This is a genomic window from Rhodanobacter sp. Root561 (assembly GCF_001427365.1).
GTDB lineage: Bacteria > Pseudomonadota > Gammaproteobacteria > Xanthomonadales > Rhodanobacteraceae > Rhodanobacter.
In genome coordinates this window covers 994,223-1,007,665 of the sequence record NZ_LMGH01000001.1, presented here as the reverse complement: position 1 = coordinate 1,007,665, position 13,443 = coordinate 994,223, and the positions used below count along the sequence as shown (strand labels likewise).

Sequence of the window (13,443 nt, the reverse complement as noted above, 5' to 3'; positions counted from 1 at the left end):
CGGAAAAGCCAGGAACGCAGCGCGGCTTTTGCCTTTACTATTCCCGACTCCCCATTCCCGATTCCCGGCTTCCATGCGTGCCGACTTCTACCTGATCGACAAGCCGCGCTTCCGCGAACAGCCGCTGTTGCTGGCCTGCGAGCTGGCGAAGAAGGCGTTCGCGGCGCAGCAGCCCACGCTGATCCTCACCCGCGATTTCAGCGAAGCCGAGGAACTCGACGAGTTGCTGTGGGCATTCGACGACGACGCGATGATCCCGCACCAGCTGGCCGGCGATGACGACGACGAACACACCGCCGTGCTGATCGTGCCGCCGGGCGTGGACACGGCGGACCGTCCGCTGGTGATCAACCTGCGCGAGGCCTGCGCCCCCGGCAACTACCAGCGCGTGCTGGAAGTGGTGGCCGCCGACCCGGACGCGCGCGAGGGTTCGCGGGCGCGCTGGCGCGAATACCAGCGCCTCGGCTTCGAGGTGCGCAAGCACGACATGTAGTTCAGGCGGGCAATTCCTCGCTGGCCACGGTGCCCGGCACCACGCGCGCCAACGCCGTGATCAGCTGCTCGCCGCTGACCGGCTTGCGCAGGAACCCGTCCATGCCCGACTCGCGCGCCTTCGCCTCGTCGCCGTTGCCCGAACGGGCGGTGACCGCCAGCAGCGGCAGGTGCTGGCCCGCGTGCTCGCGCTGGCGGATCAGCCGGGCGATCTGGAAACCGTCCACGCCCGGCAGGTCCAGATCCAGCAACGCGGCGTCGAACGGCGCATGGGCCAGTTCGCCCAGCGCCGCCAGGCCGTTGCCGACGTGCTTGACCTTGTGGCCTTCGCGTTCCAGCAGGCCGCAGATCACCGTGGCCACGATCGGATCGTCCTCCACCAGCAGCAGGCGGTAGTGCCGGCCGCTGGCGAACTCGTCCACCGGCATCGCCACCGCCGGCTCGGCCAGCGGCATGTGCACATGGAAGGTGCTGCCATGACCGAGCTGCGACTCCAGTTCGATCGAGCCGCCCATCATGTCGACCAGTTCGCGACAGATCGCCAGGCCCAGCCCGCTGCCGACCCGGCGCTGCGGACTGTCGGCCTGCTCGAAGCGCTGGAACAGCCGCGCCTGGCTGGCCTCGGAAATGCCCGGGCCGGTGTCGCTGACGCTGCACAGCAGGCCGTCGGCGGATCGCCGCGCGCGCAGGATCACTTCGCCATGCTCGGTGAACTTCAGCGCATTGTTGGCCAGGTTCAGCAGCACCTGCTTGATGCGCAGCGCATCGCCCAGCCATTGCGCCGGCAGGTCGTCGGACATCTCCAGGACGAAGCGCAGGCCCTTCGCGTGGGCCAGGCCCTGCTCCAGCTGCGCCACTTCGGAAAGCAGCTGGCGCGGATCGAATGGCGAGGGTTCCAGTTCGAGCCGGCCGGCCTCGATGCGGGCGAGGTCCAGCGCATCGTTGAGCAGCTTCAGCAGCATACCGCCGGAGCGTTGCATGGCCTGGGTGTAGTCGTGCTGCAACGGGTTGAGCGGCGTACTCAGCAGCAGTTCGGCCATGCCCATCACGCCGGTCATCGGCGTGCGGATCTCGTGACTCAGCGTGGCCAGGAACTGGCTCTTCGCCGCGCTGGCGGCCTCGGCCATCTGCCGCTGCTGCTCCACCATCGCCACGTGGTGTCGTCGCGCCAGACGGCGCCGCCAGATCCACAGGCCGAACCAGATGCCCAACAACGCGATCAGCACGTAACCCAGCCACGCCCACCAGCGCTGCCAGGGCGGTGCCTGTACCTGGATCTGCAGCGGATGAGCCAGGTGCACCCACTGGCCGTTGGCGCCGGCGGCCTGCACTTCCAGCGTGTAGTCGCCCGCGCCGAGTCCGGTGAACTCACGCTCGCCGTGGTTGCCGTTGTCGATCCATGTGCTGTCGAAACCACGCAGGCGGAACCGATAGTGGTTCGCCGCCGGATCGACGTAGGAGAAAAGCCGCGTCGCGACGTTCAGGCCGCGATCCTTCCAGCCCAGGGTTATCGTCTGCTGCTGCGGCGCCAGTGGCTGCAGCTTGCCGTCGCGACGCACGCTGACCTGGGTGACCGCCAGCGGTGACACGGTGGTGTCGTCACGGATGCGGTCGGGGTTGAAGCCGGCCACGCCGCCCAGCGTCGGCGCATACAGGTTGCCGTCGGGCATGACGGCGTAGCCGCGGGAGAATTCGCCGTTGGCCAGGCCGTTCTGCAGGCCGAATGAACGGAACCGGCCGGTGCGCGGATCGAACCGCCACAAGCCGTCGTGACCGAGCATCCAGATCCGCTGCATGGCATCGATCTGCAGGTCGACCACGTTGATGGACGGCCAGCCCTGCGAGGCGTCGACGGTGCGATCGAGCACCAGTGCGTCGTCCCGGTAGTGATAGTGTTCGAGAGCTTCGGGGCGAACCATCCAGATGCCGCCGTCGTCGAAATCGAACGCGTTCACCGCCCGGTCGTTGGTGACCCCGGGGATCACCTCGAAGCGGTCGCGATCGGGGCTCATGCGCAACATGCCGCCATCGCTGGCGTACCAGAAGTAGCCGCCATGCAGGGTGAGCTGGCTGCCCCACAAGACGCGCTGGTTCGGCTGGTCCATCGCCACCCGGGTCACCGCCAGGGTGTCCTGATCGATGCGGAACAGACCTTCGCCGAACGTGCGCGCGTACATGCGCCCATCCGGGCCGGGCTCCACTTCCAGCGGATGCTTGAGCCAGTGGCCTTCCGGGTCGATGCGCTGCGGCGGCTGGCCGAGGGTGTCGCGATAGAGTGCGCCACGCACCGCGATCCACAGGCGCTCCTGCGGGTCCTGGGTCATGCCCAGCACGTCGCCGCCAAGACCGGACAGCACATGCTCGACCTTGCCGGTGTGCGGATCGAGCTTGTCCACGCGGCCGGAGCGTTCGCCGACCCAGACACGACCATCGTGTCCGCGCGCCATCGCCGTGACGATCGAATCGCGCAGGCTGGTCGGGTCGTCCGGAATATGGGTGAAGCGGCTGGTGTCGTTCCAGCCGGGCGCGAGGTAGCCCACGCCGCCGTCCAGCATCGTCACCCACAGCCCGCCCTCGTGGTCGACCAGCATCGACCACACCCAGGTGCCGGGCAGGTCGCCGTGCAGCACCGGCTGGTCGGTCACCGCCAGCATCGGCGCCGACGGCTGCATCTGCACGAACAGTCCGTGCTGGGTGCCGATCCACAGGCGCCCGCTGCGGTCACGGGCGCTGGCGAACACGTTGCCGTCGGGTGCGCCTGCGCTGGCCAGCGGGCGCGCCACGTCGTCGCTGCCCACCAGCAGCAGGCCATGGGTGCTTTCGACGCGGATCTCGCCGGCGTCGCCATCGATATGCCAGGCATCGATCGGCAAGGCCGTGCCGGCCTGCGAAACCCGATGCATGCTGCCGGCGATGTCGCGACGGAACAGGCCGCGGCTGCTGCCGATCCACAACTGCTGGCGGGCGTCAACGTAGAGCGCAGCGACCAGGCCGAACGCGGCCGGGTCGGTGCCCAGCAGGGGATTGGTCACGTGCTCGAAACCGCGATGATCCGGCCGCATGCGGTCCAGCCCCCGCACCGTGCCGATCCACAGGTTGCCGTCGGCGTCGGCAACCATCGACCAGACCTTGTCGCTGCTGAGGCTGGCTGGATCATGCGGATCGTTGCCCCAATGCGTGAAGTGGCCGCTGGCGGCGTCGTAGCGGTTCAGCCCCGCCTCCAGACCGGCCGCCCACAGCGTGCCGTCGCGATCGAACAGCAGGCTGGCGATGCCGTTGTCATACAGCGAACCGGGGTCGTCGACGGCGTGCCGGAACACCTTGAAGTCGACGCCGTCGTAACGGGCGATGCCGCCCTTGGTGCCGAACCAGATCGCGCCGTCGCGATCCTGCACCACGGCGTACACGCTGCTGCTGGGCAGGCCGTCGGTAGTGGCGTAGCGGCGGAATTGCGGCGTAGGCAACAGTCCGTTCACCGGCAGGTTCGCCACGGGCGCGACGGCCGCGGCGACCTCCGGCGTGCCGGGCACCGCCGCGCCCAGGGCCAGCGCCATGCCCAGCAAGGCGGCCGCCAGCATCAGTCCGTCTCCTGCGGCACAACGGGGGCGGTCGACGTCAATCCGATCACCCGCGCCAGCGCCTGGCTCAACTGCTCGCCGGTCAGCGGCTTGTGCAGGAAACCGTCCATGCCCGCGTCGCGGGCCATCGCCTCGTCCTTGTTGCCCGAGCGCGCGGTGACCGCAATGATCGGCAGGTGCTGTTGCCGGTGTTCGCGCTGGCGGATCAACCGGGCGATCTGGAAACCGTCCACGCCCGGCAGGTCCAGATCCAGCAACACGGCATCGAAGCTGGACTGGGCCAGTTCGGCCAGCGCGGCCAGGCCGTTCACCACGTGCACCACCGCGTGCCGTTCGCGTTCCAGCAGGCCGCGGATCACCGCCGCCACGATGGTGTCGTCCTCCACCAGCAGCAGGCGGTAGCACCGGTCGGAAGACGGTACCGCCGTGGGCAGCGGCGCCGGCGGCTCGGCCAGCGGCAGCCGCACGCGGAACGTGCTGCCGTGGGCGAGCCGCGATTCCAGCTCGATGCTGCCGCCCATCATGTCCACCAGCTCGCGACAGATCGCCAGGCCCAGACCGCTGCCCGCCCGGCGCTGCGGACCCTCGACCTGCTCGAAGCGCTGGAACAGGCGCGCCTGGCTCGCCTCGGGAATGCCCGGGCCGGTGTCGATGATGCTGAATTGCAGGCCGCCATCGATCCGTTGCGCACGCAGGGTGACGCTGCCCTGCTCGGTGAATTTCAGCGCGTTGTTGGCCAGGTTCAGCAGCACCTGCTTGATCCGCAGCGCATCGCCGAGCAACTGCGGCGGCAGGTCGGCGGCGGCGTCCAGCACGAAGCGCAGGCCCCGCGCATGCGCCAGCCCCTGCTCCAGTTGCGCCACCTCTTCCAGCAGCTGCCGCGGTTCGAACGCCACCGGCTCCAGCTCCAGCCGGCCGGCCTCGATGCGGGCCAGGTCCAGCGCGTCGTTGAGCAGCTTCAGCAGCATCGTGCCGGAGCGCTGCATGGCTTGGGTGTAGTCGTGCTGCAGCGGGTTGAGCGGCGTGCTCAGCAGCAGTTCGGCCATGCCCATCACGCCGGTCATCGGCGTGCGGATCTCGTGGCTCAGCGTAGCCAGGAACTGGGTCTTCGCCGCGCTGGCCGCCTCGGCCATCTGCCGCTGCTGGTCGACCAATTGCATGTGATGACGCTGCGCCAGGCGCCGGCGCCAACCGCGCAGGATCACGCCGACCAGGACCGCCAGCAGCAACAGGTAGGCCAGCCACGCCCACCAGCGCTGCCACGGCGGCGCTTCGACGTGGATGCGCAGCGGCTGCTGCAGGTCGGCCCAGCGCCCATTGGCGCCGGCGGCCTGCACTTCCAGCGTGTAGTCGCCCGCGCCCAGGCCGGCGAACTCGCGCTCGCCGTGGTTGCCGGTGTCGACCCAGTTGCGGTCGAACCCCCGCAAGCGGAAACGATAGCGATTGGCACCCGGGTCCACGTACGAACTGGAGCGCGCCTCGAAGCGCAGCTCGCGGTCGCTCCAGGCAAGCTGGATCGGCGCCGCCTGGATCGGCAGCTCATGGATCGCGCCGTCGCGGCGCACGCTGGCCGCGGTGATCACCACGCCCGCCGGGCCGGCGATGGCAGGCACGCGGTCCGGCTGGAAACCGAACACGCCACCCAGGCTGGCCACGTAGATGGTGCCGTCGGGCATCATCGCCGGCGAGTCGCCGCGCACCTCGCCATTGACCAGGCCATTGCGCAGGCCGAAGGATTTCAGCTCGCCGCTGGCCGGGTCGAACCGCCACAGGCCGTTCTTGCAGAACAGCCAGAAACGTCCTTCGTGGTCGACGTGCAGGGCGATCAGCACCATCGACGGCCAGCTCGGCGGAATCGGCACCAGCTGTTCGCGCACCACCTTGTCGCCGTCCAGCCGGTAGCGCTCGAACATCTTGTTGCGCGCTGCCCAGAACCCATCGGCGGTGACCTCGAGCGCGTAGACATAACCTTCGTCCGACAGGCCGGCGACCGGTTCGAGCTTGCCGGCAGCCGCCTGCCAGCGCAGCAGCGTGCCCTTGTCGACGTACCAGCCCAGGCTGTTCCAGCGGGTCAGCCGGTTGCCGACGAAGCCGGTTTCGTCGGCGGGCGCCACCGGCTGCGGATCGACCGCCATGGTGTCCGGATCGATGCGGAACAGGCCATCCCGATTGGACACCAGGTACATGCGCTGGTCCGGCCCCACGGCCACGCGACGCGGATGGGTGGCGCCCGCGGCAGCCAGATCCACCTGCTGCAACTTGCCGCCGGCATAGCGATAGACGCCGCCTTCGCTGACGATCCACAGCCGCTGGCGCGCGTCCTCCACCATGTCCAGCACGTTGCCCTGCAGGCCCGAGACCACGTGACGCACGTCGCCGGTGACCGGGTCGAGCTGGTCGACCAGTTCGTGTCCGCCCACCCATAACCAGCCATCCGCGCCAGCCAGCACCGACGACGCCATGTTGTCGCGCAGGCTGTGCGGATCATCCGGCACGTGGGTGAAGCGGGTGAACTGGTTCCAGCCCGGCGCCAGGTAGGCAATGCCGCCATCGCCCATCACGAACCACAGCCCGCCTTCGCTGTCGCACAGCGACTGCCATACCTGCTGCGCCGGCAGGCTGCCCAGCAGCAAGGGCTGGCCGGCGATGGCGTGGATCTGCGCCCGGCCGTCGTCCAGATAGAGCCCGCTGCGCGTGCTGATCCACAGGTTGCCCGCCTGGTCCAGCGTGCTGCTGTACACGTCGGTGGCGGGGATCTGCGCGGGCTGGTACAGCATCGCCGCGCCGCTGGCATCCATTCGCAGCAGACCGCCACGCACGGCGATGCGCACGTCGTCGCCATCGGCCTGGATGCGCCAGATCTTGAGATTCTGCAGGTGCGGATCGATCGTCACCTGGCGCACGCGGCCATCCGCCCCGCGCACGAACAGGCCCTGGCTGGAACCGATCCACAAGCTTCCGTCCGGCCGCGCCAGCAGGGCGCGCACGGCACCGAATCCTGTGGCGGGGTCCTTCTCCAGCGGATTGCCGACATGCTCGAAATGCCGGCCATCGGGAAGCATCCGGTCCAGTCCGGCATCGGTAGCCACCCACAGCGTGCCATCCACGGTCTGCGTCGTCGACCAGACGTTGTCGCTGGCCAGGCTGCGCGGGTCGGCCGGATCGTGCCGCCAATGCGCAAAGTCGGCGGTGTCGCGCCGGTAGCGGTTCAGTCCCGAACCGAAGCCGCCCACCCACAGCTCACCGGCGCGGTCGACGAACAGGCTGTACACCGTACCTTCGGGCAGCGAGGCCGGATCATCCGAGTGGTGGCCGAACACGCGGAAGTCCACGCCGTCGAAACGCACCAGGTCGACGCCGACGCCAAACCACATCGCGCCCTGGTGATCCTGCGCCACCGCATACACCGTGCTGCCCGGCAGTCCATCGGAGGTCTGATAGCGGCGGAACTGCGGCGTCGGCAGCGGATCGGACGGGCGCGCCCCCGCGGCCGCCGACGGGGCGACCGCGGCTGCCGCCAGCCCGGACAGCAACCAGGCGAGCGCCAGCGCCATCCTGGCCAACCATCTCGTTCCGCTCCCCATAATTCCCCTTGGCGAAGTCGCACGGCAACATGCCGGCGCCATCAACGACCCGATCGCCCCGTCCGATAGTGCCAAAACCGGGCTGCCAGCGCGAGCCGAAGCTCCCGCCGGCGCGCGAACGCAAGCTGGCTAGAATGTCCCCATGTCACGACGCCTGCGATTGCTGTTCACCGCCCTGACCCTGGCCGCACTGCTGTGGCTGCTGTTCGCCGCCGCCGAACGTGCGCTGGCGCTGGCCCAGCGTTTCCTCGAGCTGCCGACCTGGCTGCAGTGGACCCTGGGCGGCGTGTTGCTGGTGTTCGCCGCCGCGAGCCTCAGCGTGCTGTGGTGGCTGCTGCGTCCCCGGCGCAAGCGCCGGCCGCTGCCGGTACCCGATCGCGGCAGCCTGGAACAGCGCATCGGCCAGTTGCGCCAGCACGGCGCGGATACCGGCGCGCTGGCGTCCGAACTGGGCGAACTCGATCGCCGCCGCGCCAGCGCACGCGTCTACGTGGCGCTGTTCGGCGAAATCTCCACCGGCAAATCCAGCCTGATCCGCGCGCTGGCCCCGCAGGCGCAGGTCGCCAGCGACGCGCGCGGCGGCACCACCCGCGCCGTGGGCCACTACGACGGCACGCTCGACGACGGTCGCAGCCTGGTGCTGGCCGACGTGCCGGGCAGCCGCGAAAGCGGCGGCGAGACGCACGAAACGCTGGCTCGCGAAGAGGCGCTGCGGGCGCACGCGGTGATCTACCTGTGCGCCGGCGACCTCAACCGGGGCCAGGCCGACGAACTGCGCTGGCTCGCCGATTTCGGCAAACCCCTGCTGCTGGTATTGAACAAGGCCGACCAGTGGAGCGACGCCGAGCGGGAGATGTTGCTGGAGCGCCTGCGCCGGCATGCGAGCGGCATCGCCAGCACGGTACTGGCGATCAGCGCCGGCGGCAGCGAGTGCTACCAGCGCCAGCTGGCCGATGGCAGCACCGAGTCGGTGGAACGCCAGCGCAAGCCGGCGATCGAACCGCTGCTGCAGGCACTGGCCCGGCTCACCGCACCGGGTGCCGAGGGCCTGGAAGACCTGCGCGAGAACGCCGTACTGGCCGGCCTGCACCAGCGCACCGGCATGCTCGAAGCACAGACCCGGGCCGAAGCCGCCGAGCGCATCGTGCGCAAGTACGCGCGCCGCGCCATCGTCGGCGCGCTGGCCGCGGTGGCGCCGGGCAGCGACCTGGTGATCCAGGGCGTGCTGGCCACCGGCCTCACCCGCGCGCTGGCCGAACTCTACGGCGTGAAAGTCAGCGAGGTGCAGATCGAGGATTTCGTGCAGCAGGCGAAGCTCACCCTGCGCAGCGGCAGCTCGATCGTGCTGGCCGTGGCCGGCAACGCGCTGAAGGCGTTCCCCGGCCTGGGCACGCTGGGCGGTGGCGTGCTGCACGCGTTCGCCTACGCGCTGATCTTCGACTCGATGGGCCGCGCGCTGGCGGCCTCGCTGGCTGAGCGGCACAGCCTGGACCAGGACGATGCGGGCGCCCGCCTCAAGGAACTGCTCGCCGACGCCGGCGGCAACCGCCTGCGCCAGCTGGCCGCGTTGACGATGGAAGCGGTACACGAGCGCGCGGATTGAGGTGCCGCGCACGGTGTGTGCTGCAGTTGAACCCCCCATGACTTGAAAGAGAAGCTCAAGTGCAGAGCGGTCGATCGCCTTCGGCGACCGAGTCACTTTTCTCTTGCGTGGCCAAGAGAAAAGTAACCAAAAGAGAAGGCCACCCCGCTTGGCGCTTGTTGGGCATCCTGCCCAACAAGTCCGTGAGCCGGGGCCGGGCTTTTCGAGCGGGCTCCTGCCCGCGCGAAAAGGCGTTGCCATCCCTGGCAACGCCCGCTGCGCGGCCTGTCGACCCCGCCTCACCGCCGCACAAGGGACCCGGTAGAGCAGCGGGCCATCGTGGCCCGCACTCGGTGATGAAGCTGAAAAGCAAAAGCAAAAGCTCCGGGTCGCCGCAGCTCTGCTCTTGATCCGGCTCTTCTGAAAAGTGCGGGCCACGATGGCCCGCTGCTCTACCCGGGGCCCCTCTGCAGCGGCGGGCGGGTGGAGGATCAGCCCGAAGGGTGACCGGCATGGATGCCGGTCAGTTTGGCGTCAGGGCAGGATGCCCTGTCGACAANCTGCAGCGGCGGGCGGGTGGAGGATCAGCCCGAAGGGTGACCGGCATGGATGCCGGTCAGTTTGGCGTCAGGGCAGGATGCCCTGTCGACAAACCCCGTAACCCGACCGCGAACCTTGCGGACAGGATGTCCGCAAGGCGCGGAAGCGGGGTGGCCTCTCTTTGGACCACGTTTCTCTGGCCACTCAGAGAAAGGTGGCTCGGCTGCCGTAGGCAGACGAAAGCTCTGGCTCCTGATGCTTTCCGCTCCAAAGGTCTTTCAGCAAGCGCCAGAAACCCCTACGGCGTGCCCGCGAACGCGGTGCGCAGCCAGTCATGCATCAGGCGGTAGCTGCGGGTGGCGGCGCGTTCGTCGTAGCGGCAGCCGGGCGAGTTCTCGCCGACCTCGGTGAAGCAGTGCACGGCGTGGCCGATCACCACGAACTGCCAGTCGGCCGGGCTCATGCGCATCTCCTCCATGAACTTGTCCGCGTCCGGCATGGTGCCCTTGTCGTCGGCGCCGTTCATCGCCAGCACGCGGGCCTTGATGTTCTTCGCCAGCGCCGGGTTGTCGGTGTCCAGCCCGCCGTGGAACGACACCACCGCGGCGACATCGGCACCGCTGCGGGCCAGGTCGAGCACGGCCGAACCGCCGAAGCAGAAACCGATCGCACCCAGCTTCTTCAGGTCGATCGGTGCGCTCGCCGCCTGCGCCTTCAACTGGTCCAGCGCCACGTTGATCCGCTTGCGCATCAGCGCGCGGTCGCCGTACAGCGGCTTCACCGCGGCCTGCGCCTGCGCCGCATTGCCCACCTGGGGGCGCACGCTGGCGCCGTACATGTCGGTGAGCAGGATCACGTAGTCCCTGCCGGCGATCATTTCGGCCTTCTTTACGGCCACATCGTTGATGCCGTACCAGTTCGGCACCATCACCAGGCCTGGCCGCTGCGCGGTCGAGGCATCGTCGTACACCAGCACGCTGTGGAAGCGGGTGCCGTCCTGGGTCCACTCCACCGGACGATGCACCATCTTCGCCTGCAGGGCGAAGCTCGAACCGGCAAGCACCAGCAGGCAGCAGAGTCGGGAGATGCGCATGATGATTCTCCGTGGGTTGATTGGCGTGGGTTGATTGACGCGGGTTGATTGACCCCTCCCCTGCGAGCAGGGGGAGGAGCAAGGTTTCAATACCCGGCAGCGTGTTCCGAAAGTCGCCGCTTCAACGGCGCAAGGCGATCCAGCACACGCACGCCGAGTCCTCGCGCGGCCACCAGCGCCGGCGATTGCCACGCATAGACCCGCGCCAGTGCGTCGAAGCCCAGCGCGTCCAGCGTGTCGGCGCTGCGCCGGCGGCGTGCGTAGCGGCGCAACACGTGAACCGCGCCGATGTCGCGACCGGCGGCGCGGGCGTCGACCAGCACGTCGCGCAGTTCGGCCACGTCGCGCAGGCCCAGGTTCACGCCCTGCCCGGCCAGCGGATGCACCGTGTGCGCCGCATCGCCGAGCAGCACGAGGCGCTCGGCCTGGTAGCGTTCGGCCAGCTGCAGTTTCAGCGGGAATCCGGCGCGCGGCGTGCTGGCGATGATCCGGCCCAGCCGGAAGTCGCTGGCCACGCCCAGTTCATCGAGGAACGCGGGCTCGTCCAGCGCCAGCACCCGCCGGGCCTCGGCTTCCGGCAGCGACCACACGATCGAGCTGCGACCGTCGGCCAACGGCAACAGGGCCAGCGGGCCGCCGGGCAGGAAACGCTGCCACGCGGTGGCCTGGTGCGGTCGTTCCGTCGTCACGTGCGCCACCACCGCGCGCTGCGCGTAATCGCGGCCACGGGTGCCGATGCCGGCGAGCCGGCGCAGCGGCGAAGCAGCGCCATCGGCGGCCACCAGCAGGGCCGCCGACAGGGTGTCCCCACCGGCCAACTCCAGTTGGATGCGATCCTCGCGCGCCTCGAACGCCGTCACCTCGGCAGGGCACATCACGCGTACGCCGGCCGACTGCAGGGCCTGCCACAGCGTCCACTGCACCAGCGAGTTCTCGACGATATGGCCGAGCAGGTCGCGTCCTTCGCTGGCGGCGTCGAAGTCGATCGTCGCACCGCTTTCCGCGTCCCAGACGTGCATGTGGACGTACGGCGCCGCGCGCGCTTCGCGAATGGACGTCCAGACGTCCAGATCATCCAGCAGGGCCACCGAGGACGGCGCCAGCCCGACCACGCGCAGGTCCACCTCGGCCTGCGCATCCCACGCCGCCGGCGCGCGCGCCTCCAGCAGGGCCGTACCGAAGCCTGCGCGGGCCAGCGCCAGCGCCGTGGCGGCACCGGCCATGCCGCCGCCGACCACCGCCACGTCCAGCGTGGGTGGACGACGCCGAGACGTCGTTTCCTGGACCGATGCATTCATGGCAGGCGCTCCAGCACCGCCCGTGGCGGCTCACCGCGAAAACCCATGCCGCGCCGCGCCAGCGCCCGTTGCAACGGCGGCAGTCGGTCGCAGGCCAGCAGCGCCAGCGAGCGCAACGGCGCCAGCAGCGGTTGCTCCAGGCAGGCGAGCCGGACCAGGCCGTGGCTCATCGCCATGGTGCCCTCGCGATCCGGTGCGCGCCGCGCCGCGTAGGCCGCAAGCAGGGCGGAATCGCCCGGATCGGTCGCCGCCGTCACCAGCTCGGCCAGGGTCAACGCGTCGCGCAAGCCCAGGTTGAAACCTTGCGCGCCGATCGGATGCACGGTCTGCGCGGCATTGCCGACCAGCACCGCATGCGGCGCGACGAGCTGCGTGGCGGCCACGCGATGGATCGCGTAAGGATGGCGCTTGCCCGGCCGCGTCAGGCGACCCAGCCGCCAGCCGAAGCGACGCTGGGCCAGGTCGAGGAAGCCGGCATCGTCCAGCGCGGCCACCGCGTCGGCTTCGTCCGCCGAAACGGTGAGCACCAATCCGCAGCGGCGCTCGGCCAGCGGCAGCAACGCGATCGGGCCGTCATCGGAAAAACGCTCGAAGGCGCGGTTCGCGTGCTCGCGTTCGGGCGTGACCGTGCACACGAACAGGCTTTGCAGGTAATCGTGATGCTCGGCCTCGATGCCGAGCCGGGCGCGCACGAATGAATGCGAGCCGTCGGCGCCGACCAGCAGCGGCGTGTCGATGTTGCGCGGACCGTCTGCCATGTCGATGTGGGCGCGCCAGCCATCGGCCAACGGCTCCAGCGCGGACAGGGTCGCGGGAGCGAGCCGGGTCAGCCGGGTGCATTCGTCGAGCCGTCGCAGCAGGGCCATGCCCAGCTCGCGTGCCGGCAGGGTCCAGCCCAGCGCATCGACGCCTTGCTTGTCGGCGTCGATGCGGGCGCTGCCGAACTCGCCGGCGCGACTGACCCGGATGTGCCGGATCGGCGTGGCGCGGGCGGCGGCGTGACGCCAGACGCCGATCGCGTCGAGCCCGTTGACGGTGGCCCTGGCCAGCGCGAGGTTGCGTTCGTCGTAGCTGGGCTGCGCGTCGGCGCGCGGCGCCGCCGTCTCGACCAGGGTGGCGGCGATGCCGGCCGCATCCAGCGCGATCGCCAGGCTGGCGCCGACCAGGCCGCCGCCGATGATCAGCACGCCGGTTTCGCTGCCGGAGGAAATTTCGGAGACATCCATTGGTCGATGATACCCGCAGGTGCTGTCTGCGGCGCAGCACGTTCGGCTAG

Annotated in this window: 7 protein-coding genes; 2 read left to right on the top strand and 5 right to left on the bottom strand. The window is 69.6% G+C overall.

The window, feature by feature from the left end; all coding sequences use genetic code 11:
• Positions 1-73: 73 nt before the first annotated feature.
• Complete coding sequence (locus ASD55_RS04275; protein ID WP_056713677.1) at positions 74-493, top strand: DNA polymerase III subunit chi; 420 nt, start codon at positions 74-76, stop codon at positions 491-493.
• Between the two features lies 1 nt (position 494).
• Here the strand turns inward: ASD55_RS04275 and ASD55_RS04270 are convergent, their stop codons facing one another.
• Positions 495-4,070, bottom strand: coding sequence for a hybrid sensor histidine kinase/response regulator (locus tag ASD55_RS04270; protein WP_056763947.1), 3,576 nt, complete (start codon positions 4,068-4,070; stop codon positions 495-497).
• A complete protein-coding gene (locus ASD55_RS04265) occupies positions 4,070-7,624 on the bottom strand; it encodes a hybrid sensor histidine kinase/response regulator (protein WP_056763946.1) in 3,555 nt (1,184 codons plus the stop codon). Before ASD55_RS04265 ends, ASD55_RS04270 begins: the two co-directional genes overlap by 1 nt.
• 172 nt (positions 7,625-7,796) lie before the next feature.
• Here ASD55_RS04265 and ASD55_RS04260 point away from each other — a divergent pair, with 172 nt between their 5' ends.
• Positions 7,797-9,257: a GTPase gene (locus ASD55_RS04260; protein WP_056763944.1), complete on the top strand. Its 1,461-nt coding sequence runs from the start codon at positions 7,797-7,799 to the stop codon at positions 9,255-9,257.
• An 817-nt stretch (positions 9,258-10,074) separates the two neighbouring features.
• Here ASD55_RS04260 and ASD55_RS04255 read toward each other — a convergent pair.
• From ASD55_RS04255 to ubiH, 3 genes are all read right to left on the bottom strand, one after another.
• Complete coding sequence (locus tag ASD55_RS04255) at positions 10,075-10,869, bottom strand: dienelactone hydrolase family protein (RefSeq protein ID WP_056763942.1); 795 nt, start codon at positions 10,867-10,869, stop codon at positions 10,075-10,077.
• Positions 10,870-10,955: 86 nt separating this feature from the next.
• Positions 10,956-12,167, bottom strand: a complete 1,212-nt coding sequence (locus ASD55_RS04250) for a UbiH/UbiF/VisC/COQ6 family ubiquinone biosynthesis hydroxylase (protein ID WP_056763941.1) — start codon at positions 12,165-12,167, stop codon at positions 10,956-10,958.
• The gene (gene ubiH, locus ASD55_RS04245; RefSeq protein ID WP_056763939.1) at positions 12,164-13,393 is read right to left on the bottom strand and encodes a 2-octaprenyl-6-methoxyphenyl hydroxylase; all 1,230 of its coding nucleotides are present in this window, start codon (positions 13,391-13,393) and stop codon (positions 12,164-12,166) included. The genes ASD55_RS04250 and ubiH overlap by 4 nt, the downstream gene beginning before the upstream one ends.
• Positions 13,394-13,443: the final 50 nt, after the last annotated feature.